The sequence below is a fragment of the Lysinibacillus sp. 10T31 genome, assembly GCF_056394365.1.
Genome location: NZ_JBFTHS010000010.1, coordinates 86103 through 108146, shown reverse-complemented (window position 1 = coordinate 108146; position 22044 = coordinate 86103). Strand labels below are relative to the sequence as shown.

The 22044-nt window shown below is 36.6% G+C and carries 37 protein-coding genes; all 37 read left to right on the top strand.

Annotated elements, in window-relative coordinates; translation table 11 throughout:
• Positions 1-89: 89 nt before the first annotated feature.
• The 37 genes from AC1DCY_RS08260 (at position 90) to AC1DCY_RS08080 (ending at position 21922) form a co-directional block, all read left to right on the top strand.
• The gene (locus AC1DCY_RS08260; RefSeq protein ID WP_477349112.1) at positions 90-560 is read left to right on the top strand and encodes a hypothetical protein; all 471 of its coding nucleotides are present in this window, start codon (positions 90-92) and stop codon (positions 558-560) included.
• 2 nt (positions 561-562) lie between these two features.
• Complete coding sequence (locus AC1DCY_RS08255) at positions 563-751, top strand: hypothetical protein (protein ID WP_477349110.1); 189 nt, start codon at positions 563-565, stop codon at positions 749-751.
• Positions 748-1854, top strand: coding sequence for a hypothetical protein (locus AC1DCY_RS08250; protein WP_477349108.1), 1107 nt, complete (start codon positions 748-750; stop codon positions 1852-1854). Before AC1DCY_RS08255 ends, AC1DCY_RS08250 begins: the two co-directional genes overlap by 4 nt.
• Positions 1854-2426 carry a host-nuclease inhibitor Gam family protein gene (locus AC1DCY_RS08245; RefSeq protein WP_477349107.1) on the top strand — a complete coding sequence of 191 codons (573 nt, stop codon included), beginning with the start codon at positions 1854-1856 and terminating at the stop codon, positions 2424-2426. The genes AC1DCY_RS08250 and AC1DCY_RS08245 overlap by 1 nt, the downstream gene beginning before the upstream one ends.
• 108 nt (positions 2427-2534) lie before the next feature.
• On the top strand, positions 2535-2918 hold the full coding sequence (locus AC1DCY_RS08240) for an organic solvent tolerance protein OstA (RefSeq protein WP_477349105.1): 384 nt from the start codon (positions 2535-2537) through the stop codon (positions 2916-2918).
• A gap of 21 nt (positions 2919-2939) precedes the next feature.
• A complete protein-coding gene (locus tag AC1DCY_RS08235; protein ID WP_477349103.1) occupies positions 2940-3299 on the top strand; it encodes a DUF7448 domain-containing protein in 360 nt (119 codons plus the stop codon).
• A 13-nt stretch (positions 3300-3312) separates the two neighbouring features.
• Positions 3313-4242 (top strand): DEAD/DEAH box helicase family protein, encoded by a 930-nt coding sequence (locus tag AC1DCY_RS08230; protein WP_477349102.1) that lies wholly within the window; start codon positions 3313-3315, stop codon positions 4240-4242.
• A gap of 1 nt (position 4243) precedes the next feature.
• Positions 4244-4690: a DUF669 domain-containing protein gene (locus AC1DCY_RS08225; RefSeq protein ID WP_477349100.1), complete on the top strand. Its 447-nt coding sequence runs from the start codon at positions 4244-4246 to the stop codon at positions 4688-4690.
• Positions 4691-4764: 74 nt separating this feature from the next.
• The gene (locus tag AC1DCY_RS08220) at positions 4765-5052 is read left to right on the top strand and encodes a hypothetical protein (protein ID WP_477349098.1); all 288 of its coding nucleotides are present in this window, start codon (positions 4765-4767) and stop codon (positions 5050-5052) included.
• A complete protein-coding gene (locus AC1DCY_RS08215; protein WP_477349096.1) occupies positions 5049-7430 on the top strand; it encodes a phage/plasmid primase, P4 family in 2382 nt (793 codons plus the stop codon). The genes AC1DCY_RS08220 and AC1DCY_RS08215 overlap by 4 nt, the downstream gene beginning before the upstream one ends.
• Before the next feature lie 334 nt (positions 7431-7764).
• Positions 7765-8190, top strand: a complete 426-nt coding sequence (locus AC1DCY_RS08210) for a hypothetical protein (protein ID WP_477349094.1) — start codon at positions 7765-7767, stop codon at positions 8188-8190.
• A 3-nt stretch (positions 8191-8193) separates the two neighbouring features.
• On the top strand, positions 8194-8733 hold the full coding sequence (locus AC1DCY_RS08205) for an ERCC4 domain-containing protein (protein WP_477349092.1): 540 nt from the start codon (positions 8194-8196) through the stop codon (positions 8731-8733).
• Complete coding sequence (locus tag AC1DCY_RS08200; protein WP_477349090.1) at positions 8733-9035, top strand: hypothetical protein; 303 nt, start codon at positions 8733-8735, stop codon at positions 9033-9035. Before AC1DCY_RS08205 ends, AC1DCY_RS08200 begins: the two co-directional genes overlap by 1 nt.
• Before the next feature lie 222 nt (positions 9036-9257).
• Entirely contained in the window at positions 9258-9635 is a 378-nt protein-coding gene (locus AC1DCY_RS08195; protein WP_477349088.1) for a helix-turn-helix transcriptional regulator, read from the top strand.
• Positions 9632-9844: a hypothetical protein gene (locus AC1DCY_RS08190; RefSeq protein ID WP_477349086.1), complete on the top strand. Its 213-nt coding sequence runs from the start codon at positions 9632-9634 to the stop codon at positions 9842-9844. Before AC1DCY_RS08195 ends, AC1DCY_RS08190 begins: the two co-directional genes overlap by 4 nt.
• A 1-nt stretch (position 9845) precedes the next feature.
• On the top strand, positions 9846-10271 hold the full coding sequence (locus AC1DCY_RS08185; protein ID WP_477349084.1) for a YopX family protein: 426 nt from the start codon (positions 9846-9848) through the stop codon (positions 10269-10271).
• Positions 10258-10794: a nucleoside triphosphate pyrophosphohydrolase family protein gene (locus AC1DCY_RS08180; RefSeq protein ID WP_477349082.1), complete on the top strand. Its 537-nt coding sequence runs from the start codon at positions 10258-10260 to the stop codon at positions 10792-10794. The genes AC1DCY_RS08185 and AC1DCY_RS08180 overlap by 14 nt, the downstream gene beginning before the upstream one ends.
• A 2-nt stretch (positions 10795-10796) precedes the next feature.
• Positions 10797-11003 carry a hypothetical protein gene (locus AC1DCY_RS08175; RefSeq protein WP_477349080.1) on the top strand — a complete coding sequence of 69 codons (207 nt, stop codon included), beginning with the start codon at positions 10797-10799 and terminating at the stop codon, positions 11001-11003.
• A 29-nt stretch (positions 11004-11032) separates the two neighbouring features.
• On the top strand, positions 11033-11449 hold the full coding sequence (locus AC1DCY_RS08170) for a transcriptional regulator (RefSeq protein WP_477349078.1): 417 nt from the start codon (positions 11033-11035) through the stop codon (positions 11447-11449).
• Positions 11450-11910: 461 nt separating this feature from the next.
• Entirely contained in the window at positions 11911-12561 is a 651-nt protein-coding gene (locus AC1DCY_RS08165; protein WP_477349076.1) for a hypothetical protein, read from the top strand.
• A gap of 46 nt (positions 12562-12607) precedes the next feature.
• On the top strand, positions 12608-12790 hold the full coding sequence (locus AC1DCY_RS08160) for a hypothetical protein (RefSeq protein ID WP_477349075.1): 183 nt from the start codon (positions 12608-12610) through the stop codon (positions 12788-12790).
• A 2-nt stretch (positions 12791-12792) separates the two neighbouring features.
• Positions 12793-13143, top strand: coding sequence for a hypothetical protein (locus AC1DCY_RS08155; protein ID WP_477349072.1), 351 nt, complete (start codon positions 12793-12795; stop codon positions 13141-13143).
• A 15-nt stretch (positions 13144-13158) separates the two neighbouring features.
• Complete coding sequence (locus AC1DCY_RS08150; protein ID WP_477349070.1) at positions 13159-13425, top strand: hypothetical protein; 267 nt, start codon at positions 13159-13161, stop codon at positions 13423-13425.
• On the top strand, positions 13425-13721 hold the full coding sequence (locus tag AC1DCY_RS08145; RefSeq protein WP_477349068.1) for an HNH endonuclease: 297 nt from the start codon (positions 13425-13427) through the stop codon (positions 13719-13721). The genes AC1DCY_RS08150 and AC1DCY_RS08145 overlap by 1 nt, the downstream gene beginning before the upstream one ends.
• Positions 13722-13853: 132 nt before the next feature.
• Complete coding sequence (locus tag AC1DCY_RS08140; protein WP_477349066.1) at positions 13854-14186, top strand: hypothetical protein; 333 nt, start codon at positions 13854-13856, stop codon at positions 14184-14186.
• On the top strand, positions 14183-15868 hold the full coding sequence (locus AC1DCY_RS08135) for a terminase TerL endonuclease subunit (protein ID WP_477349064.1): 1686 nt from the start codon (positions 14183-14185) through the stop codon (positions 15866-15868). Before AC1DCY_RS08140 ends, AC1DCY_RS08135 begins: the two co-directional genes overlap by 4 nt.
• 52 nt (positions 15869-15920) lie before the next feature.
• The gene (locus AC1DCY_RS08130; RefSeq protein WP_477349063.1) at positions 15921-17087 is read left to right on the top strand and encodes a phage portal protein; all 1167 of its coding nucleotides are present in this window, start codon (positions 15921-15923) and stop codon (positions 17085-17087) included.
• Positions 17065-17832: a head maturation protease, ClpP-related gene (locus AC1DCY_RS08125; protein ID WP_477349061.1), complete on the top strand. Its 768-nt coding sequence runs from the start codon at positions 17065-17067 to the stop codon at positions 17830-17832. The genes AC1DCY_RS08130 and AC1DCY_RS08125 overlap by 23 nt, the downstream gene beginning before the upstream one ends.
• A gap of 25 nt (positions 17833-17857) precedes the next feature.
• Positions 17858-18997 (top strand): phage major capsid protein, encoded by a 1140-nt coding sequence (locus AC1DCY_RS08120; protein WP_477349059.1) that lies wholly within the window; start codon positions 17858-17860, stop codon positions 18995-18997.
• A 34-nt stretch (positions 18998-19031) separates the two neighbouring features.
• Positions 19032-19211, top strand: a complete 180-nt coding sequence (locus AC1DCY_RS08115; RefSeq protein ID WP_477349057.1) for a termination factor Rho — start codon at positions 19032-19034, stop codon at positions 19209-19211.
• Positions 19212-19220: 9 nt separating this feature from the next.
• Positions 19221-19502 carry a hypothetical protein gene (locus AC1DCY_RS08110; RefSeq protein WP_477349055.1) on the top strand — a complete coding sequence of 94 codons (282 nt, stop codon included), beginning with the start codon at positions 19221-19223 and terminating at the stop codon, positions 19500-19502.
• Positions 19499-19873, top strand: coding sequence for a phage head closure protein (locus AC1DCY_RS08105; protein ID WP_477349053.1), 375 nt, complete (start codon positions 19499-19501; stop codon positions 19871-19873). The genes AC1DCY_RS08110 and AC1DCY_RS08105 overlap by 4 nt, the downstream gene beginning before the upstream one ends.
• Positions 19870-20250, top strand: a complete 381-nt coding sequence (locus AC1DCY_RS08100; protein WP_477349052.1) for an HK97-gp10 family putative phage morphogenesis protein — start codon at positions 19870-19872, stop codon at positions 20248-20250. The genes AC1DCY_RS08105 and AC1DCY_RS08100 overlap by 4 nt, the downstream gene beginning before the upstream one ends.
• Positions 20247-20570, top strand: a complete 324-nt coding sequence (locus AC1DCY_RS08095; RefSeq protein ID WP_477349050.1) for a hypothetical protein — start codon at positions 20247-20249, stop codon at positions 20568-20570. The genes AC1DCY_RS08100 and AC1DCY_RS08095 overlap by 4 nt, the downstream gene beginning before the upstream one ends.
• A gap of 12 nt (positions 20571-20582) precedes the next feature.
• Positions 20583-20882 carry an Acb2/Tad1 domain-containing protein gene (locus tag AC1DCY_RS08090; protein WP_477349048.1) on the top strand — a complete coding sequence of 100 codons (300 nt, stop codon included), beginning with the start codon at positions 20583-20585 and terminating at the stop codon, positions 20880-20882.
• 28 nt (positions 20883-20910) lie between these two features.
• Entirely contained in the window at positions 20911-21516 is a 606-nt protein-coding gene (locus AC1DCY_RS08085; RefSeq protein WP_477349046.1) for a major tail protein, read from the top strand.
• 76 nt (positions 21517-21592) lie between these two features.
• Entirely contained in the window at positions 21593-21922 is a 330-nt protein-coding gene (locus AC1DCY_RS08080) for a hypothetical protein (protein ID WP_477349044.1), read from the top strand.
• The last annotated feature ends 122 nt before the right edge of the window (positions 21923-22044 follow it).

The following is a 22044-nucleotide window of genomic DNA, read 5'->3' as shown; positions in this document are numbered from 1 at the left end:
GGACAACCGTTGGAGGATGCAATGTATACAACTTTACTAAAAACATTGGCGCTTAAACGTGCTGCTGATAATTGAGGGGAGGTGAATGAATGATGAGGCAAAAACAGATTGATTCTATTAAAGAGGAATATAGCAACATGAATTGGGAAGATTTCAGAGAAAATGCAGGTGACTTAATAACGCGAGAAATCGATATTTACAACACCGTGGTAATAGAAGGTGTACCAGCTCTTTTAGAGGAGATTGAAAGGTTACAAATAGAACTAACAAAAACCGATAAATGCTATGGAATTATTGAAAAAGCAGCATTTAAAGCTAATGAATTGTTAATAGAAACTCGAAAAGAAAATGAGCAGTTGCGTGAAGCTTTGGAAAAATCCGAAACGAAATGTAAACATTTAAGTACTTCATTACATCGTACAAAACAAGAACGTGATGCTGCAAAAGTGAAGTGGAAAGATCAAATGAATTATGCGAGTCGTGTTAAGTCATCTATGAAGCAATTACAGAGACAACTTGATTATGCTGAGCGTCAATTGCATAAGAAACGGGGGCGTTAATAATGCACAACCGTACAGGATACACTCATGCTGATGTATATGACAGAGAATCAGATTACTGGCAGGACATCGAAGAAGCGCAGAATGCCCAATTAGAGGCACAAAAAAACTCGTCAAAGGCGGCAACCGATGGCGAGCAAGAAAAAACTAAAAATGACAATGGTATTGTACCACAGGAGGATGCGAAATGACAAAGTTTAATGTTGGGGATAAGGTTCGAATTTTAAATGGTGGAAAATTAGTTGAGAACGGTAATTATAGCATTACAACAGGTAAAGAATACGAAGTTATTTCCTTTCATGAAAAGTCTGAATTAGAAGTAGAGCATATTAAAGTTGCTGGTAACTTTTCTAATCCTTTCACAATTTGCGATTGGGAATACAAATATATTGAATTAGTTGAAACGAAACAAACAAAAAACCAACGTATCACAGCACTAGAAAATGAAGTGGCTGAACTACGTCCATTAAAGCAAGAAGTAGCTGAATTAAAGCTAATCGTTCATGAATTACGTGGACATCGAGATATAGATTTGTCATCGCTTAGTGAGCCTTCCACAACTAATACTGTGGAGGACGTTATCGAATTTGAAGGTAAGCAATATCGCAAGGTTGATCGTGAAGCACGAGAAGGTGATGTGGTTATTTTTAGTAAATCGGACAGTAATCATATTTTTTCAGACATTCCATACGAAGTGAAAAAAGGAAGTACAGGCAGTCTTAACGTTAACTTATTTAGTCTGTACAACTCACTAGTGGAAAGAACACCAAAAGTTACAACAGTCTACGAACTAATCAAAACAAAACCACTAACACCAAATCAACAACGTGCTGCAATTATTGAGAAGGCGAAGAAGTTTGTTGAAAAAGTGAGTTCTCGTCAATCTTCTTGGGCTGTTAATGAAATTGGCAACGAAACTTACCAACAAAAATGCACAGTTAATGAATTTATTATTAACAATGAAAAACGAACAATAGTCGTATTAGTAAAAGGTGAAGACTCAGGCAAGATTTTTGAAAAAGGTATCGCAAAATGCAATCCATCTGACGTATTCAACGAACACATCGGCAAAGCCATTGCACTAGGACGAGCACTAAAACTTGATGTGAGTGAGTTTGAACAGGCTGTGCAACCAAATCGTAGAACTGACGGCATGGTAATAGAGTATCGAGGCATAACACGTGTAATTGCTACCCCTCGTGTTTTAGGTGAAACTTGTGATTTTGATTCTGAATTTGCTAGATACGGAACAATCATTAACGACACTAACACTATCTATGGAGGTGTTGAATAATGTTAGCAAACAAACTTGAACAATTAGATGAGCGGTTACAAGACAGCTCGGTTGAATTAACAAAAGAAGAAGTAGTTGAGCAATTTAAAATCGATGGTTTAGATTCAGCGGATTGGGCATTACGTAAAATTGCCATTAACAATAAAGCACTACAAGAAAAGGAAGAACTTTTCGCTAAGTATGAACAATGGATTAAAGCAGAACGTGCTAAAACAGAACGTGATAATAGCTTCTTTGAACATTTACTAACGGATTATCATGTACGTGTTTTAGCTGAAAATCCAAAACAAAAATCGATTAGCACACCAAACGGTAAAATCCAATCTACTACTCGTAAGCCAGCAATCGTTAAGCCGGAAAAAGATAGCCTTCCACAGATTATTGAGTATGCAGAACAAAACGGTTTTGATGAATGTGTGGAGGTCAAAAAGGATTTGAAATGGACCGACTTTAAGAAGGAACTACAACTCAAAGAGTTAGATGGCAAACAGGTTGTAGTTGATAGCAACGGTCAAATAGTTTCAAGTGTACCGATTTCAGAAGGTGGTACCACATTTAAAATCACAACTTAGGAGGGCAAACATGCTCAAACAACTTCAACAGGCATATGCACAGGCCTTCCACAATGTGATATTCGTGGATTTCAAACAAAAGAAAGTTATTCGATAGGAGAAATTGCATTGAAAAAATTACTCAATCAAAAAGAACAATGGTATGCAGATACTCGTGAAGAAGCTGAGGAAATCGTAACAGAAGCGAAAGAAAATGAAGCACTTGTTATGAATAAAATCAGCGAAAAGTATAACAAATACGGTCAGTACTTCTTGGTAGACCTAACGTATCAATACGGTACTCCTAAAGAGGTTATGGAAGGTAAACCGAAGAATGATGCTCCAGACGGTCAAATGAACATGGATGAAGTTCATGAAGGTGTACCATATACAGTCAATCCAGATGGCAGCGTGAAAGTGGAAAATACTGATGAAGACTTACCAGAATTCGAAGATCCATTCGCAAATGTAGAAGTGAAAAAAGATGTCAATGATGAAGATGTGCCATTTTAATAGAAAAGGAGTGTAGGAAATATGCATGAAGATGTATCAGTTTTACTTGGTAAAACTTTAACTTCTGTTGAGCAACAATGTGATGACGAAATTCTTTTTGTTACAGAATCAGGTGAATCTTACCTTATGTACCATGAACAAGATTGTTGCGAGTCTGTGGAAATAGAAGAGGTAATTGGTGACTTAAAGGATTTAGTCGGTTCACCAATTACTATGGCTGAAGAAGTGACGCAACAAGGTGAATCAGAATGGGGCTCACAAACTTGGACTTTCTATAAATTTGCTACAAATAAAGGTTATGTAACATTACGTTGGTTAGGCGAATCTAATGGTTATTATTCGGAATCTGTATATTTCAAAAAGCTAGAAGAAAAAGAATAGAGGTGTGGAAGGCATGCAAGTAGCTGATGCAAGACGTGAGAAACAGAAAGCCTTAATCGGCTTGGCTGGTCCATCAGGTAGTGGTAAATCCTTATCGGCTTTACTTCTAGCCTTTGGGATTGTTAAAGAAGCACATCCTGATTTACCTGATGAAGAAGTGTGGAAGAAAATCGGTGCTGCAGATACCGAGCACAAACGATTACTCAACTATGTTGGACAAACACATGGGGATATCACAATTGGTTCATTCAAATATATCGATTTTGAACCGCCATTTAATACAGATCGCTACAACATGGCAATTAATTTATTAATGCAACAAGGTGTAGAGGTCATTATTGTGGACAGCCTTTCGCATCAATGGCAAGGCGAAGGTGGAGTTGTTGAAACTCATGGTGGTATGCAAGGTAACTCGTTTCAAAACTGGGGTAAGCTTGCTCCTGAATCTAGCAAGTTAGTAAAAGGTTTAACTACAGCAGCCATTCACATGATAACTACTTTACGAGTTAAAAGTGATTACGTTATTGAGCAAGTCGATGGAAAAAACGTACCTAAAAAGGTTGGTATGAAGCCAGTCCAAAAAGATGATATGGAATATGAGTTTGACACAGTATTTTCAATTGGAATGGACCACATGGCCAGAGTAAGTAAGGACATCACAAATTTATTCGAAGGTGATGAATTTATAATCACACCCGAAATCGGTTCGAAGCTTTATCGCTATCTTGAACTAGGTATTGATGTACAAGCTGAGGAACGTGCTAGACGTGAAGAGGAAGAAGCGAACCGTATGAGCAATGTAGCTAAAATTCGTGAGTTGTCTTCCACAGATGATAAAGTAGCGAAAATCGTTTCGGACTGTGAATTTAAAGCAAATCTACAACTAGAAAATATGACCGTACCTATGGTCGATAAAATCATTAATTTAATTGGAGGAAATTAATATGTTCAAAATTAATCATGAAGAAGCAAAAGGTGGATTTGAATTAATCGCTAAAGGTGATTACGAAGTTACGGTCCATAATTACGAATTAAAGAAAGCCGAATCAACAGGCAATAACCGTATTGTTGTAGATTACGAAATTCGCAGTGACGTTAATCAGCCACATCAAGGTCAAAAAATCTTATTCGACAACTTCACAGTTACGGAAAAAGCAATGTGGCGTTTACAGGCAATTTCAAAAGCAGCACAATTCCCAGATGGTATGGATTTCAAATCATACAAAGAGTGGGCAGACACGTTAGTTGGTAAACACCTAGTTGTAACAGTTGGCCATCGTGAGCATAACGGCAAAACATATCCGGAAGTAACTGGTTTTAAAGAATCGACAGCGGGCGCGCCGCAAGGTAGTGGTCCAATTACGGTAAGTGAAGATGACGTACCATTTTGATAAATAAAACTAAATAGAGAGCTCTTTTCTGGGGCTCTCTTTTCTTATACCTAAAAATGAATGAAGGTGAAAGCATGGTAATCCAATACAACTATGAGGATCAGTATTACAAAGGTATCAAGCTAAATCTTATAAAACGTTCTTATCATCGCCCTTCAAAAGCGAAAGGTCATGCAAAGCGTTTTATTCTAAATGGTACTAACCAAAACGTTTGGATCCCGAATAAACATTTAATGGACGATGGCACCATCAGGCCGAGCGAAAATATTGACTATGTATTTAGGAAAGCGCCTCGTCAATTAGAAAAAGCGGGCTATACACAAGCTATTCCAGGCATCAAACGGAAGTCGGTGACAACATGAAAGTAATCCCATACAACTTTAACGACATTCCTGCAGAACTTCGCAATATGCCGAACTGGATATTGTGGAAAGCAGAACAAAAAGATAACGGTAAGATCACTAAAATTCCATATCAAATTGACGGTAATGAAGCTCGGTCAAACGATGCGCGTACATGGTCAACTTTTCCTACTGCAGCAAAATTTTATCGAGATTCTAATGCAGATGGAATTGGCTTTGTATTCAGTCGTCGCGATAATTTTGTTGGTATCGATATAGATAAATGCGTTACCTATGCCAGCGATGATGAAAAGCACGAAAATCCAATCATTAGTGATTTTGCTAAAGATGTTATCGGAATGCTTGATAGTTACACAGAATTTAGTGTCAGTGGTACAGGCATTCACATCATCGTGCGCGGTAGCCTACCGCAATCAATCTGTGGTACTGGACGTAAAAATGCCAAATTAGGCTTAGAGATTTATCAGCACGGACGTTACTTCACAATGACTGGCAACCGCGAAAATTCGAATGAAATTTTTGATCGCACAGACGAACTTGTCGAATTACTTGAAAAATATTTTGATGATAGCGATTTGCGAGGGCGTGTTGTAAATATTTCTGAATACGAAAACGATGAAATTAAATTATCGAATGAGCAGCTATGGCAGAAGATGTTCAATAGTCGTAACGGTGATGAAATTCGCGCATTATACAACGGTTATTTAATCGATGACGACCATTCATCATCTGATATGGCATTAGCAAACCATTTAGCCTTTTGGACGGGGAAAAGCGCTACACGTATGGATAGTATGTTCCGTGAGACTTCACTAATGCGTGATAAATGGGACAGAATCACATACGGAGATACAGGTGAAGCGTACGGTGAACGTACTATTGCAAAGGCTATCGCTTCTACTACCACAACCATATTGGATCATAAAAACGACAGTGAATTTTCATTTGCCATCCACAGTGATGATGTGGTGGAAGAAGTTGAGCAAAAGCCAGCACGTAAATTCAAATTGACCGATTTAGGAAACGCCGAGCGCATTGCATACGAATACGGTCACATCATTCGTTATATTCCATCGGTCGGTTGGTATGTATGGAACGGTAAGTATTGGGAGTTCGATGATAAAGGTAAGCTGCACCGTTTAGTTGCAAAGGTTGTTCGCAAGCTAGGTGAATCAGAGGACGAAATCGAAAAAAAATGGGCGCGTCACTGTGAAAAGCATAATGTACGTGAATCAGCTATCAAGGATTTAAAAATTTTAGTGCCAGGAGATAGGAGTGAATTTGATATGCACAAATTTTTATTTAACGTATCGAACGGTATTGTTGATTTGCAAACAGGCCAGTTACAACCGCATGACCGCGAAAAGCGATTAACGAAAATGGCGAATGTTGAATATGTGGAAGGCGCAAAATGCCCAACGTGGCTTGCGTTCATTGACCAAATATTTTTAGGGGACAAGGATTTAGCTGAGTATATGCAGCGTTTAATTGGTTACAGCTTGACTGGTGATATTTCTGAGCAAATTATGATGTTCCTTGTCGGCGGTGGCAGTAACGGTAAATCAACATTTATCAATACAATAAAGGATTTGATAGGCGAATATGGTAAACAAGCGAAGTCAGACACGTTCATAAAGAAAAAAGATACAGGAGCTAATAATGACATTGCTCGACTTGTTGGATCACGTTTTGTAAGTGCAATTGAATCGGAAGAAGGAGAAAAACTTTCAGAATCATTCGTTAAGCAAATCACAGGCGGTGAGCCGGTATTAGCCCGTTTCTTACGACAAGAATATTTCGAATATATTCCTGAATTTAAAGTGTTCTTCACAACAAATCATAAGCCAATCATCGGTGGACTTGATGAAGGTATTTGGCGCCGCGTTAAATTAATACCATTTGATTTAAATTTACCAGCTCATCAACGTGATAAAAAGTTACCAGAAAAGTTATCGCTCGAAATGTCTGGTATTTTAAATTGGGCAATTGAAGGTTGCTTAAAGTGGCAGAAGGATGGTTTACAAGAGCCTACCATCGTTACGAAAGCGACAGGGTTATACAAAGCAGATATGGATATTTTAGACCCATTCTTAATTGAGTGCTGCTACCAAGATAAAGACAATGACCAAATTAGAATCGAAGCAAAAGAGCTTTATAACGTATATGACAGCTTTTGTTACAAATCGGGTGAGCGTACTTTAGGTAATCGAAGCTTTTACAGAATGTTGGAAACTAAGGGTTACAAAAAGGAACGTGGCGCCGGAAATAAATTGTATGTTTATGGAATTACATTACTTGAGAGAGCGCCGGAAGGAGTTACTCAACAGCACGAAAACGTTACTGAGGAAGCCGGAAAAGTAGGTTTTAAGCTCGTTTAGTACCTCGCAGTTACTTTAGTAACTATTTTAGCTAACCTTCAAAAAGTCAGTCATACCAAGGGTTTAGAGTACTTTTTATAGTTATTTAGTTATTTTTGTTATTGGGATATCAGTTAAATAAAAAAATAAAAAATAAATATATAAGTATATATAAGAGCGTAATACCCATTTACGAGTAACTAATTTAACTTTTCGAGGTGTGAAATCGTTCAATCCATTGTGGCTGTAGGGATGAGCAAGGAGTTACTAAAGTAACTTTCGGTAATTATTTAGAGTTATTTAGTTATTTAAGATGTTTTTCAGTAACCAAATGTAAAGGTGGTTATGTAAATAAATGGTTTTATATATTTTGTCGCAAATTTGGAAATTCGGTGGTGTCATTGAACGAGATGAAATGGACGGCAGCCTTGAATTAAAAAATTCTAAAGATATTCCAGAAGAAGTTTTAAAAGCATCCGAGCCAATTTTTGATGAAATAGATGCATACCTCAAATCTGTAGAGGGCATGAAAGGTGCAGATATGACTTTATGGAAAATGATCGTTGCGTTATGCGGTTGGCAAAAAAATGAATTGATAAGTAACTTTTTAAATCATGATGAAACGGCATTGAATTTATTTGTGGATTATCAATCAAAATTGGCGGTCAATGGCTGGAAGGATATTTACGCAGATTGGCGCCAGTACGAAAATGATGAATCAGCAAAGTTAAAAAAAGAAATACATGCAAGGGCGGTCGCTTTTGCGAAAAAAGGAGGGTGACGATTGATTCACTATAAATACACAGATAAAGAGATTGATAGCATATTAAAAACATTAACAATCATTATCGATACGCGCGAACAGGTCAATGACCATATATTGAAATATTTACGTAAACACGAAATTCCATTCGTTAACCGTGCAATTAAAACAGGTGATTACGCTGCAATGATTCCAGCCAATGAGGAACTTGGTATCAAGCGCGATATTTGGCTATCTAGTCGAATTGAACGCAAAGCACATATGGATGAAATTACTGGAAACTTACAAAAAGATACGAAAACGGCTTTTGAAAATGAATTGATACGCGCGAAGGATATTCCTTTCACTCTTTTATGCGAAGATGCAGATGGCTACGGAAAAATGATTCGTGGTGAATATCGAAGTCAGTACAAGCCATTATCTTTACTAGGAATGCTTAATAGTTTCAAATATCGTTACAATTTCGAAATTGTATATTTGGATAAAAAATATAGCGGAAATTTTATCTATTACCACTTTTATTATCAAGCAAAGGACTTATTAAAAAACGGGGTGTTTTAATGGCTGAATCGAAAGAAAAATCTGTACTCATTGACCTTGGGAATGTACGAATTAAAGAATATGATTCGCTGAACGTAGTTATAGAACGATTAGAAGAAGTCGTTAATCCAACAACGAAAGATGTTTCTAGCAAGTGGCGATTTAAGGGATATTCAGATAGCATTTCAAACGCTCTAAAGCGAATCATAAGCAAAGAGCTGTTGATTGATAAAAACGCTGTGAAAAGCATTGAAAGCTACTTAAAACAAATTGCAGAGTCTAACGAAATTATTTTAAAAGCGATTGAGAGAGGGGCGTTCTAACCATCGTGAACATGCGCAATGGGATTCCTATTGTTCAGTCGGTGAAAAGTAAGAAACCACAGGGTAGATTGTGGACGGCCATACCCAATCCATTTACAAAGTACATCGAGATGTTTATGACGGTCGATGGATGCGAAGTGAGTATTTCCATACCTTACGATTTTGAATATGTTCAGCAGTATATAAATGAGGGTTGGATTGAGAGAGGAGTGTGGGATGTAGATGAACGCAGATATGCTTAAGAAACGTATTGAAATATCGAAGAAAATCAATGTACTTTCGTACAAGTGTAATTGTCAAACAGCTACTGAATTTAATAGCTGTCCGAATTGTAAAGAGATTACTAAATACGGTCAATCATTACTCAAGCTAGTTAATGAACGAAAGTCTAACAATATCGTTGAATTAGATTTCATTCCAGTTAAAAACTCAAAGGTTCAATTGACAAAACAAAAATATCTTAAATTAAAAAGTGCTGATAAAACAGATAAGGAAATTGCTGAAATATGTGGTGTATCTCCAGGAACAATTAAAAATTGGAAAATAGTAAATAACATTGTAACCGAACGTGTTATAAGAAGGAGTTATAAAACGAAATGACAATAGATGAACAAATATTAGCAAATCCAGTATTACGAGATATGCAAAATTTACTAGAATTACAGACTGCAAAAGGTCTTGCGAAATATGGTACAACGGTCAATCCAATGGACTATACAACTATTGAATGGATTGAACACGCAAGACAAGAGTTAATGGACGAACTTGTTTATTTGACAGTTTTAAAACAGAAAATGGAGGAAATGTAGAATGCGAGAGATTAAATTTCGGGTTTGGGACAATACCGAAAAAGTATTCTTAGAAGGTTGGCGAACAGCGCAATTAGTTATCCGACCACTTAGTGGAAGGGTTACAGATGGGGCTACAACACCTGATGTTACTTTAATGCAATACACAGGCTTAAAGGACAAGAACGACAAGGAGATTTATGAGGGGGATATTGAATCAGACGAAAACGGTAATTTAAGCGTTGTTTGTTATTTAGAAAAATACGGCGCTTACTGTTTTGTTCCGTTAGTACTTTATGTAAATGAAGATTACGAAAATCAAGTCGAGTATGGGTATGGTTACGATTGTTATTTCCATAACGCTATACCTAGTAAATACTCAACGGTTATCGGAAACATCTACGAAAATCCTGAACTACTGGAGGAATCACAAAATGGAACTAAATAAATTTCAAGATTTATCAAAGCGTACAATGCCGTTTAAAGGTGAACCTAAAAACAACATTGAATATGAAAACGGCGTAACAAATTACGCTATGGGATTGATTGGTGAATGTGCTGAAGTATTAAGTGCTGCTAATGATCGTGAAGCGATTCTTAAAGAAATTGGTGATGTAGCGCATTATGCATTTGGGCTATTAACCTTCTTAAATGAAACGTACAAATCACTTGATAATTATGTTGTGGACGGCACACAAGGAGAACTAATTGTAGATATCATCATCTTATCAGGCGAGATTTCTGAACAAGTTAAAAAATTCGTGTTTCATCGCCATGAATTAAATTCAAGTAAAGTCAAAATAGCATTAAAAATGTTAATCAAAAATTTGATTGTGTTGGCTGAAATGTACGATTCATCACTTGAAGAAATTTGTGAAATGAACATTGATAAATTGAAAATGCGTTATCCAGAATCATTCAATGTTGAGGATAGTAAAAAGCGTGTAGACACTGAGATGGGAGTGAATTAATTATGTCTGGTGAAATGAAAAATAGTGCAATGTTGTCACTTGAAATTCAAATGGCAATCGACAATATAAAAAACTGGTCACCTTTACTAATGGAACACTATGTAACGACTGCTAAATTAAGAAAATCAAAATATGATTCTTTACTTGCAGCAGGATTTTCAGAGCAACAAGCAATAGAAATTGTAACGAAAACACCTATAACGGAATAAGAAAAAAACAAACAAGGTAGGTGCTGCACATGCCTACGTTATCGCGTAGTGAAATACAGAACATCGAGAAATATTGGATTGAATACGAACAATATAAGAAGAAATTACAATACCGTGAGTGGGAGTTGTTGCATCCACATAATCAAGGAGGTGAAATGGTTGGTGGTCGTAGTAATACGATTTCGGATACAACAGCTAAGAAAGCTATGGTACTTGCTAACGATGCCTATTATCAAAACTTAAAGCGCATCATCAACACTGTGGAAGACCTATACAGTGAATTGGATGAGGATATGCGTACCATTGTAGACATGCGTTATTGGGATAAAGACGGCTGTTATGAGTGGGAAGATATAGCCGACAAGTTGTACATTTCACGTCACAAGGTACTACGTAAACGTAACATTCTTATAGATAAAACAGCTGAAAGGATTGGTTGGGTGTGATTAATGCATTTATGAATAAAATAGCTCAACATAAATGTAATCATAGTTTTATGCTACCTAAACTACTAAATAAGTATCCTCACAAAGCTGAATATAAGTGTAGAAAATGCGGTTATATTGAAGTTAAAACAATGAACGACAAAGAGGTTGAAGCATACACAAAAAGCCTATGGGTAAACGATTTAGAATCATTAAGTGACTATTAGAAAGAAAGTGAACTTGTTAACACCAGGGAAGTTCGCGAAAAAGTGTAGTAAATTGATATTGTGAAGTAATAACAAAAGCGCACGGAAATGCGCAATAAATTAATTTCATTACAAATATAAGCACGTTCGCTTGTACGTGTGTTTCGCAAACAAGCATGTGAGGCTACTAAATTGGTAGTCTCTTTTTATAATGACAATCTATTCCATATGCACTATTATAGATATTGGTTATAAAAGCATATGGAGGTAATAAACATGGATATAGACAAGGTTATATGGATTCCTATAGTAACAGCACTTATAACATTAGCATTTAATGTGATTTTCCACTTATTGAAAAACAATTTCGATTGGTTTGTTGATAAGAAAAAATTTAAAAGGGAACACGCATATAAGCAACTCACAAATTTATATCTAGAATTATATGGTGTGGTAATTCAATCAGAGTATTTTAGATATTTTTTTGAAAAGAAATCAGATACAAAAATATCAATATATGAATTCCCGTTTTTTGAAATGAGTAAAAAAACTAAAAATATAAAAACGGATTTTCTTAATCAAAGTGTTGAAGTTAATAATACAATTGTTAAAGATGGTATTACTGAATTTAATAAGAAAAAAATTGATTCAACCATTATTGACAAATGTCAATTTGCTTCAGGGGAATTATTGAAATTAGCAATAGCTCATAGATACTGTGAAGACAATTATCAAAAAAGTATCGATGATAAAAATTTACTGAATCAATTTCAAGATGAAGAATTACAGCTAATAGGTAAGATGGTTAGATTAATAATAAAAGAAACAAATGAATTATTGGAAATTTGTCATATGGATTATGACGGAAAAGAAATTTCTTATGGTGTATTGAATATGGATATAATTGAAAAAGAAAGTCACATCTAACAAGGTGTGGCTTTTTATCAAATATAAACTGTGGAGGGATAAGCGTATGAAGAATGATACACAAGAACTCCTTAAAAATTTAGGGATAGGTCTTACTAACAATCGAGGTGAAGATAGAACATTCATTGAGGTTGTCGATGATATTCGTTTGATATTTAACAAATTGTCAATCAATGAACAAGAACATGTAGTATCAAAGCTATTCCATCAAAATGTGAAAGAGGGATGACGATGACAAATGTAACTGTTTGTGATGAATGCCAAAATGAAATAACAATCAACTTACAAGAATACGAGCATCCAGATCATAAGTTCAAAGGCTATGTTATTGAAACATATTTCAAGTGTCCGCATTGCCAAAAGAAATACATTGCTTTCATTACAGATAAACAATCAAGGGAAATGCAAAAGGAAATAAGACAGTACCATCAGCAAATTATGAAACGTGATTATTCAGGACTTACAGAAGAAGAGTACAAGGCTAAGATTGATGAGCAGTATGCAGTAATGAATGGTATGAAACAAAAGCTAAAGGTTCGAATGGATGAGCTTAAAGCACAGGTGTTGGAGTTGTATGAATAATAAGGAGGATATACAATGGCAACATTACCAGATGGAATGACAATCGAATTCGCTCGTCATAATAAGACGGACGCATTATATTATCATGTAACATTCACAAGAGATTACATCGTAAGACAAGCATTAGTTATGCTTGATGAACGTATTACACGTGCTGAAATAGCCTTACCAATATGTAAACATACGAAACGTAAGCATCGCTTGAATAAGTTACTAATGATGATGCGAGAAGTAAGAGAACGATTTAACAATGAGCTGATGGAGCTTGAAGGTGATACTTAATGCAATACAAAACAAAGCAAGAACAAATCACATTCTACAAATCATCAGCATGGCAAAAGCTACGACTTGAAGCACTCGAACGCGACAATCATGAATGCGTATGGTGCGCTAAAGAAGGTAAAGTCACAACACAACATGATGCAGTTTTAGAAATTGATCATATTCAGGAGATTGAATATCATCCAGAGTTCGCTCTCGAATTAGATAACCTACGAACATTATGCAAAGCGTGTCACAATAAACGTCACAACCGTTTTGATGGTAAAGAGAATAAATGGAATGATGAAATGTGGTAGAGAGATAAAAGTATAGTACCCCCGGGTAAAAGGTTTTGTGGTATGTGATGCCCTAGGGACCGGCGTGGGGTGTTCTGTCCAGATTTTTTTAATATAGCTATTTCCACGCGAGAGGGGGGAGGGGGTTAAATTATGGATTTAGAAAAATTGAAAGCACAGCTTATGAGCCGAATTGATACAGACGATTTACTCGAAGTGAAAAAAGTGGAGCGGTACATCGAATTGCTTAAACTCGATTCGCAATGTGATGAAGTGCTGGATCGTGATGGTTCAACCGTCACTATTGAAAATGGAAAACAACGATTTGTTAAAAGTCATCCGGCCATGACTGATAAAACAAAAATAAACACTCAACTGATAGCTATAGAGAAGTCATTCAACTTTGTCGATGAAGGATTGCCCCCTGCTGCATCAACTGTGGAAGGTAAAGGCAAAGAAGAATTTTCGGAAGATGATCTAATTTGATTAGTAATAAATACGTGGATGAATACATCCAACTTTATGAATCTGGACAAATCAAACTGAATAAAGAACGGATCATGTTGATTGAATATTTGCTAGAGCATGTATTGAGTCGAGATGATTTATTTTTTGATGACGATATGATTGAAAAATGTATCCGATTCGGTGAGAAGTGGTATTTCCCTTTACAACCGTTTCAGAAGTTTTTAATCGCATTCGTCTTTTTATTTTTCAAAAAGAATGGCCGTGTGTTTTATCGAAAGCATTTATGGATGCTTGGTCGTGGTGGTGGTAAGAATGGTTTGATTTCTGTAGTTACCCATTTCTTAATTGGACCACATCATGGGATTAGAGAATACAACGTCTCAATTGTCGCTAATAGCGAAGAGCAAGCCAAGACTTCATTTGATGAAACTTACAACGTCATTGGACGAAACAGTATTTTAAAATCAATGTTTTATCGAACAAAAGAAAAGATCACAAGTAACAAAACTGATTCGATATTAAAGTTCCGTACTTCCAATGGCGAAACAAAAGACGGTTTGCGTGATGGTGCTGTTGTATTCGATGAAATACATCAATTTGAGAGCAATAAAGATGTTCGAGTTCATATTTCCGGGCTCGGTAAAAAGAAAAATCCACGTGAGTTTTACATTGGTACAGATGGTTATGTTCGTGACGGCTTCTTAGACAAGCAAAAAGAAAAAGCTATGAAAGTATTGAATGGTGAAGCAAGGCCGAATGCTCTTTTCCCTTTCATCTGTAAACTGGATGAGGAAAAAGAAGTTGATGAAATTGAAAGTTGGGAAAAGGCCAATCCAATGCTTTGTCATCCTCGTAGCGAGTATGCTCAAGGACTTTTCGATACGATTTTTGAAGAGTACGAGGATTTAGAGGATGATCCAACGAACCGCGAAGAATTCATGACAAAGCGTATGAACTGTCCTGTGACCGATTTAGAGCGTTCTGTTGCTAAGTGGGAGGAAATCAAAGCTACTGACCGTGAAATGCCTGATTTACGCGGCAGAGAGGCTATAGGTTCCATTGACTTTGCTAGTATTCGAGATTTTGCAGCATGTGGCTTGTTGTTCCGCGATCAAGGTGATTATCTTTTTAAAACACATTCTTACGCTCGTAAAGAGTTTGTAGACAAATTTTATAGCTATTCTAAAAAGCAAGATGCAGAAATGGCTGGGAAACGTAAATTTGCACCTATTAGAGAATGGGAAGAACAAGGACTACTATCAGTTGTGAAAGGCGAAACGATTGATCCTAAGTTAATAGTTGCCTGGTTTGTAGAAATGCGAAATTACTACGTGATTAAAAAAATTATCGGTGATAATTTCCGTATGGAAGTTTTAAAGCCTTTATTTGAAGCAGAAGGATTTGAAGTTGAGATTATTCGAAATCCAAGGGCCATCCACAGTTTATTAGCTCCACGAATTGAGCTTGCTTTTGCCAACCGTCAAATAATATTCGGTGACAATCCTCTAATGCGTTGGTACACCAATAATGTGCTAGTTGTTATCAAAAAGGATGGTAACAAAGAGTATCAGAAAAAAGAGCCTATACGAAGAAAAACAGACGGCTTCCAGGCATTTGTGCATGCTATCTATCGAGCAGATGAAGTAACAGAAATGGATGTCGGAACAACATTGAAAGCATTGAATTCGATTAATTTCTAACGTCTATATTCTCAACTGCGGAAGGCGTACAAAAGGAGGTGAGATATTTAAAATGGGGTTTTTATCAAACATCTTTCAACGTAATCAAAACTTAAAGTCGTCGTATGAATTTAATTTTGAGGGCTTGGAAGTTGAACAACGTGCTTACCTGAAAACTATGGCTTTAGAGGTTTGCATCGGCTTTATCGCTCGCACAGTTGCAATGGCTACATTTCGTATTTCCCAGAATAACAAACGCGTTTATGATAATTGGGATTATTCACTCAACGTTAGACCAAATACAGACCAATCGGCAGCAGAATTCTGGCAAGACTTTGCTTATCGTGCAATTCACAATAATGAAGTGTTGGTGGTAGTGAGTGATAATGGGGATTTGTTAATTGCTGATTCATTCACTCGTAAAGAGTACGCTGTATTGCCTGATACGTTTTCTAATGTAACGGTAAAGGAATTTACGTTCCAACGCACCTTTAAAATGGATGAAGTTATTTATATTACTTATAACAATGAAAAATTAACAAAATTCATGAAGGGTCTATTTGCGGATTACACCGAATTATTCAGCCGTATGATTCAAACATCGATGTTTTCGAATCAAATTCGTGCAACAGCTAGTATCGATGCAAACCAAAGTCTTGATGATGAAAATTTAACTGACTTAGAAAACTTTATCAACAAAATGTTTAACGCTTTTAAAACGAAAGTGTTTGCGATTGTGCCGAAATTAAAAGGTTTCGATTATGAAGAGTTAACAGACGGTACAAACGGTGGTCGTTCCATCGAAGATATTACAAAAATATCTGACAAAGCGGTTGAACATGTAGCTCAGCTTTTAGGTATACCAGTCGCTTTAGTTCGTGGTGATATGTCTGAATACGAAACAGCTTTAAAAGCGTATGACAAGTTTTGTTATGGTCCCTTTCTTAAGAAAATTTCTGATGAATTGAACAACAAGACAATCAAGAAAAAAGATTATCAAAATGGCCGCAAAATTAAAGTGCGCGGAATCGTTATCGATGATCCGTTAGAACGACTTGATAAAGTTGATAAAGGTATCGCAAGCGGAGCTATTACACCAAACGAAGGGCGAGTAGAGTTCTTGAATTTAGAGCCATCTGACGACCCAGCAATGGACAAACATTACATTACTAAGAACTACGCTGAAGCAAAGCATTCGAAGGGAGGTGAGAACAATAATGAAAGTGAAACGACTGTTTAACTACAAAAATACGCAATATGATGAACAATTAATGTCAATTCCGCATAATTTCTCTGTAAAACATAATGAAAATAATTCAGTCACAGAAATGACGATTTATGGAATCATCGGAGAAAGTTATTGGAGCGATAAATACACATCAGCTGTTGATGTAGATAATGCACTACAAGAAGCTAATGGCAATAATGTTACCATTCGCTTGAATTCGCCTGGTGGCTCAGCGTTTGATGGTATAGCAATTTATAACCGTTTAATGAGCTACAAGAAGGAACACCGTGCCAAAATCACGATTTACGTTGATGGATGGGCATGTTCAGCGGCATCTGTAATCGCTATGGCTGCTGATGAATTAATTATGGGTCTAGGTTCCATGTTTATGATACATGAGGCTAGCAACATCGTGTGGGGGACAAAAGGAGCCTTCCGAAAAGAGGCAGATGTACTAGAAGAATTGGAAGATGGCATCATTGATATTTATATGACTAAAGCGAATGTTGACCGCGAAGAGATTCGTACGAAAGTCGATGCTGAAACATGGTTTAGTGCAAGTAAAGCAGTTGAAATCGGTTTTGCCACTGCTTCCTCATCATCTGTGGAGGACAACAAAGACGAGGAAATCGCTAACTTAAAAAATCAAATGCAAGACATGAAGAATCAAATTGAAAATTTAACAAATCAACAAAAACAGGAACCAACGCCAGAGCCGGTACAACCGACTAACAAGCGTAAAGGGTTCCTTTTTTAATACAAAAATTTGGAGGTAATCATATATGGTTATTAAATTAAACAAGCACACTGAAAATTACGAGGAAGCAAAATTAAATTATGCTGCTGTTGTAAAAAATGAAGAATCCACACCAGAGCAAGTTGAAGAAGCTTGGGTGAATATGCAAGATGCATTAGTGAATTCTTTAACGACTCAAATTACAAATGAAGTAGCTAACAACACGATGGATCAAGTGATTCTATCGAATCGTGGAGCAGATGTAATGACTGCAGAAGAAACAAAATTCTTCAATGTTGTTGTATCTGACGGGTTCCATGATGAAATTGTTCTCCCATATACGATTGAAGAACGTATTTACGATGACCTAACAAGCGACCATCCGCTGTTATCTGTAATCAACTTCCGCAACTTAGGAACGATTACATTAACAACAATTACATCGGAATACGAAGGCGCGGCTGTATGGGGTCCAATTTTTGGAGACATCAAAGGTCAATTGAACGCGGCATTCAAGCAAGAAAAAATCGCACAATCTAAATTAACAGCGTTTGTTGTACTACCGAAAGATTTAGCAAAATTCGGTCCTAAATGGGTAGCGGCTTATGTACAAACTCAAATCACAGAAACGTATGCAGTAGCATTGGAAAATGCGATTATCAACGGTGCTGGTCCTACAAAAGAAGAACCGATTGGTTTAATTCGTGATTTAGCAGCAGCGGTAGACCCAACAAAAGGTCATACTAAAAAGGCTGCAGTAGGTGCATTGACATTAGCTGATCCAAAAACAATCATCAAAGAATTTTCGGGAATCGGTAAAGAATTATCTGAGAAAGAAAATGGTAAGCCTTTAAACGTTAGCGGAAAGGTCGCACTAGTGATTAACCCTGCTGACGCTTGGGATTTAAAAGGTGACTTTACTATCCAAAACTCACTAGGTGATTACATTACAAAACTTCCTTACAATTTCATTCTTATCGAATCAGAATTTGCTACAAAAGGTGAGTTAGTTGCATTTGTAAGCGATCGGTACGACGCGTACCGTGGTGGCGGCATCGAGGTTACAGAATACAAAGAAACGTTAGCTATGGAAGATTGCAATTTACACATCGCTAAAACATTCGCCTTTGGTAAGCCGCGCGATAACAAAGTAGCAGCGATTTACACATTACCGGTAACTCCTTAATCTTAAGGGGTTTCCACTTTTAGGAGGGATAACAGTGTATAAAGTAGTCCGAGATTTCAAGGATAAAGATGGTCGATTTTATCGCGAGGGTGACGTTTTCCCTGCACCTGACGCGAGAAAACAAACAGCTACACGCCTTAAAGTTTTGTCGTCCACAAATAATTCGTATGGCCAGATTTTTATTAAGAAAAATGAAGCACCAAAAGAAAAGTAGGTGAGTTAAATGAATGAAATCACACCAGTACTTTTATCTGAATTTAAAGGACGCATGAAACTTGGTGATGATGAGGACGACAATTTAACTCGTATCTTAAAAGCGTCTGTAGAGGCTTTACAAGATGATTGCGGTGATTATGATATAAACACTAGCGAACGCTTTAAAGAGCTTGTATTTGAACGCTCGCGATATGCTTACAATGATGTATTAGAGTATTTCGATGAAAATTTTTTATCACAAATTTTGAAATTATCACTCGCTAAAGCATTGGAGGGAAAAGACGAATGAAGCGTATTCCAAAGCCAATGCATGGAGCAAAAAGGTCAAATACAGGTGATATGCGTAATCAAATAATAATCGAAGAATTTGATCCTGATGCAGTAAATGAAAATGGTTATCCAGTTCCAGAATGGAAAACAGTGAAAAAACCATGGGCCAAGATTAAAACAGTAAAAGGCTATGAAACTATTTCTGGAGCTGCAGAAGTAAATACGAAAGTTAAACGTTTTATCATCCGTCCAACTGATGGGTTACACGAAAAACAACGTATCATCCACAAAGGAATTATCTACGATATTCAAGCGATATTAGAAGACGATGAAGAAGAGGTAACTTATACGATTGTGGCTACTTCAACTGGTGAGAAGGTGGAGCCATGAATATTGAAATGCTAGGGTTCGAAGAATTACAACGTGAATTAGCAAGTCGTTTAAATCCAGAAAACATTGTTGAACCAGCATTACAAAAAGGTGCTGAACATTTACGTGATCAATTAGAAGAAACTGTTTATAATTTCGGATTTAAAAGACGTACTGGTAGGTCACAAGATTCTATGATTATCGCTGAGAAAAAAGTGGATGGAACTATAGATATTGGTGTTAGTAACCAATCAACTGATGCCTTCTACCTCTACTTCCACGAATGGGGAACGAGCAAAATGCGAGCTAGACCTTGGTTACGACCAACTTTTGAACGTGAAATGAATCGTATTATCGAGATTATGAAAAAAGAATTAAAAATGAGGATGAGGCTATGAGTATTAATAAAATTATACGTGATGCCTTGTTGCCTTTAGGTGTGCCTGTTATGTATATGACTTATACAGGTACTGAAACAACTTATATTACCTTCTTTAGATACAACGAACGAGGAGCGTTACAGGCTGATGATACAGAGCAAATGACACGCCATTCAGTTCAAGTTGATATTTGGGGTAAGGGAGATATAGAAGCGCTCACAGAAAGCGTAAAAGACCAATTACAAGCGATAGGATTTGTGAGGAATTCCTTTTTCGAAGATTACGAGAAGGATACCAAGATATATCACAAAGCCTATCGTTTTTATTATGACAAATAAGGAGGTTGTAAATTGAAAAACAAATGTTTTGCTATCGGTTGTCCAAACGAACCAGAAACTGAATTTTGTCCAGATTGCTTGATGAATGGAGGTGTATATAAACCTAAATTAAATCCGACCATCGAAAACAATTTCAAATACCATTCACCAAAAGAAGGACAACCACAAAAATATGAAGCAATTCGCGAAAAGGCGAAAGAACTAGCATATCTAATTGACGGAATATGTCCTAACAGCGGTGAAAAATCAGATGCTATGAAATATTTAGAGAACGCTGTTATGTGGGCTAATGCATCAATTGCTCGCAACTAATATTAAAAAATAAGGAGGCTATTTAATTATGGCAGGAGTATTAATCGGTTTATCGGATATTCATTATACAAAGATCGCAGCTGGTGCCACAGATACTAAAACAGCATTTGCTAATCCAATTCAAAAATTAGCTAAAGCAATCGAGGCTAAAGTTACGCCAAAAACTTCAAATGCTGTTTTATACGCTGATGATGGTGCGGCAGAGTCCACTTCAGCAGAAGGCGAAACAGAAATGGAATTTAAAATTGATGCGCTCGCTAATGCAGTCTACGCAGATATTTTAGGTAAAGAAATCAATGAGGATGGCGTTGTTATTGACGCATCTGGTGATGTAGCACCTAACATTGCACTGGCATTCCGAAGCCTGAAATCAAACGGTAAGTACCGTTATTTCTGGTACTACAAAGGCAACTTCCAATTACCAGAGGAAAACTATAAAACTAAGGGTGAAAGTGTTGAGTATAATACACCTTCTGTAAAGGGTGTGTTTGTAAACTCTGACGTCGTTAAAAACTCTAAAGGCGAAGGCATTAAACGTATGTTTGTGGATGAAGACGACAAGGGTGTAGATGCATCCGTTATTGAAAATTGGTTTAAAAAAGTTTACACAGGTTCAACAACACCTACACCTTAATACAAAAAAGTTTAAGAGGGCGATACTTTCGCTCTCTTTTTAAATGCAATTTTCTAAAAAAAAAGGAGAGTTCTATATGACAAAAACAGCACAGGTAATGAAAGATGAAGGCGTAAAAGTTGAGTTAAAAGGTCGCAAGTTTGAAGCAAAATTTGATTTAAATGCACTATGCGAATTACAAGATAAGTTCGGTGATTTAACAAAAGCATTTGATAGCATCGATATGCAAGATTTGAAAAAAATCCGTACATTGTTGCATATCGCTTTAGCGAATGGTGAGAACGAAGACATTACAGAAAAAGAAGTTGGTGCATTGATTGATTTGAAAAATATTCATCAAATTGTAGATGCATTAACTACAGCATTTAACAATGCAATGCCGTCCACAGATGGTGAGGGAAAGTAAGCGATCCGCAAGGCGACAAAGAGTTGCCAGCGGATTTTTTTATATACATCGGAACTGTTCATTTGAACATGGATGAAGAGAGAGTGTGGAGGACATCACCACGGAAGTTACTAGCTCTATGG

What these genes read in the sequence shown, in the direction of transcription:
- AC1DCY_RS08260 (WP_477349112.1), top strand. Translation starts at nt 90, where the DNA reads ATGATGAGGCAAAAACAGATTGATTCTATTAAAGAGGAATATAGCAAC.
- AC1DCY_RS08255 (WP_477349110.1), top strand. Translation starts at nt 563, where the DNA reads ATGCACAACCGTACAGGATACACTCATGCTGATGTATATGACAGAGAA.
- AC1DCY_RS08250 (WP_477349108.1), top strand. Translation starts at nt 748, where the DNA reads ATGACAAAGTTTAATGTTGGGGATAAGGTTCGAATTTTAAATGGTGGA.
- AC1DCY_RS08245 (WP_477349107.1), top strand. Translation starts at nt 1,854, where the DNA reads ATGTTAGCAAACAAACTTGAACAATTAGATGAGCGGTTACAAGACAGC.
- AC1DCY_RS08235 (WP_477349103.1), top strand. Translation starts at nt 2,940, where the DNA reads ATGCATGAAGATGTATCAGTTTTACTTGGTAAAACTTTAACTTCTGTT.
- AC1DCY_RS08230 (WP_477349102.1), top strand. Translation starts at nt 3,313, where the DNA reads ATGCAAGTAGCTGATGCAAGACGTGAGAAACAGAAAGCCTTAATCGGC.
- AC1DCY_RS08225 (WP_477349100.1), top strand. Translation starts at nt 4,244, where the DNA reads ATGTTCAAAATTAATCATGAAGAAGCAAAAGGTGGATTTGAATTAATC.
- AC1DCY_RS08220 (WP_477349098.1), top strand. Translation starts at nt 4,765, where the DNA reads ATGGTAATCCAATACAACTATGAGGATCAGTATTACAAAGGTATCAAG.
- AC1DCY_RS08215 (WP_477349096.1), top strand. Translation starts at nt 5,049, where the DNA reads ATGAAAGTAATCCCATACAACTTTAACGACATTCCTGCAGAACTTCGC.
- AC1DCY_RS08210 (WP_477349094.1), top strand. Translation starts at nt 7,765, where the DNA reads ATGGTTTTATATATTTTGTCGCAAATTTGGAAATTCGGTGGTGTCATT.
- AC1DCY_RS08200 (WP_477349090.1), top strand. Translation starts at nt 8,733, where the DNA reads ATGGCTGAATCGAAAGAAAAATCTGTACTCATTGACCTTGGGAATGTA.
- AC1DCY_RS08195 (WP_477349088.1), top strand. Translation starts at nt 9,258, where the DNA reads ATGAACGCAGATATGCTTAAGAAACGTATTGAAATATCGAAGAAAATC.
- AC1DCY_RS08190 (WP_477349086.1), top strand. Translation starts at nt 9,632, where the DNA reads ATGACAATAGATGAACAAATATTAGCAAATCCAGTATTACGAGATATG.
- AC1DCY_RS08185 (WP_477349084.1), top strand. Translation starts at nt 9,846, where the DNA reads ATGCGAGAGATTAAATTTCGGGTTTGGGACAATACCGAAAAAGTATTC.
- AC1DCY_RS08180 (WP_477349082.1), top strand. Translation starts at nt 10,258, where the DNA reads ATGGAACTAAATAAATTTCAAGATTTATCAAAGCGTACAATGCCGTTT.
- AC1DCY_RS08175 (WP_477349080.1), top strand. Translation starts at nt 10,797, where the DNA reads ATGTCTGGTGAAATGAAAAATAGTGCAATGTTGTCACTTGAAATTCAA.
- AC1DCY_RS08170 (WP_477349078.1), top strand. Translation starts at nt 11,033, where the DNA reads ATGCCTACGTTATCGCGTAGTGAAATACAGAACATCGAGAAATATTGG.
- AC1DCY_RS08165 (WP_477349076.1), top strand. Translation starts at nt 11,911, where the DNA reads ATGGATATAGACAAGGTTATATGGATTCCTATAGTAACAGCACTTATA.
- AC1DCY_RS08160 (WP_477349075.1), top strand. Translation starts at nt 12,608, where the DNA reads ATGAAGAATGATACACAAGAACTCCTTAAAAATTTAGGGATAGGTCTT.
- AC1DCY_RS08155 (WP_477349072.1), top strand. Translation starts at nt 12,793, where the DNA reads ATGACAAATGTAACTGTTTGTGATGAATGCCAAAATGAAATAACAATC.
- AC1DCY_RS08150 (WP_477349070.1), top strand. Translation starts at nt 13,159, where the DNA reads ATGGCAACATTACCAGATGGAATGACAATCGAATTCGCTCGTCATAAT.
- AC1DCY_RS08145 (WP_477349068.1), top strand. Translation starts at nt 13,425, where the DNA reads ATGCAATACAAAACAAAGCAAGAACAAATCACATTCTACAAATCATCA.
- AC1DCY_RS08140 (WP_477349066.1), top strand. Translation starts at nt 13,854, where the DNA reads ATGGATTTAGAAAAATTGAAAGCACAGCTTATGAGCCGAATTGATACA.
- AC1DCY_RS08130 (WP_477349063.1), top strand. Translation starts at nt 15,921, where the DNA reads ATGGGGTTTTTATCAAACATCTTTCAACGTAATCAAAACTTAAAGTCG.
- AC1DCY_RS08125 (WP_477349061.1), top strand. Translation starts at nt 17,065, where the DNA reads ATGAAAGTGAAACGACTGTTTAACTACAAAAATACGCAATATGATGAA.
- AC1DCY_RS08120 (WP_477349059.1), top strand. Translation starts at nt 17,858, where the DNA reads ATGGTTATTAAATTAAACAAGCACACTGAAAATTACGAGGAAGCAAAA.
- AC1DCY_RS08110 (WP_477349055.1), top strand. Translation starts at nt 19,221, where the DNA reads ATGAATGAAATCACACCAGTACTTTTATCTGAATTTAAAGGACGCATG.
- AC1DCY_RS08105 (WP_477349053.1), top strand. Translation starts at nt 19,499, where the DNA reads ATGAAGCGTATTCCAAAGCCAATGCATGGAGCAAAAAGGTCAAATACA.
- AC1DCY_RS08100 (WP_477349052.1), top strand. Translation starts at nt 19,870, where the DNA reads ATGAATATTGAAATGCTAGGGTTCGAAGAATTACAACGTGAATTAGCA.
- AC1DCY_RS08095 (WP_477349050.1), top strand. Translation starts at nt 20,247, where the DNA reads ATGAGTATTAATAAAATTATACGTGATGCCTTGTTGCCTTTAGGTGTG.
- AC1DCY_RS08085 (WP_477349046.1), top strand. Translation starts at nt 20,911, where the DNA reads ATGGCAGGAGTATTAATCGGTTTATCGGATATTCATTATACAAAGATC.
- AC1DCY_RS08080 (WP_477349044.1), top strand. Translation starts at nt 21,593, where the DNA reads ATGACAAAAACAGCACAGGTAATGAAAGATGAAGGCGTAAAAGTTGAG.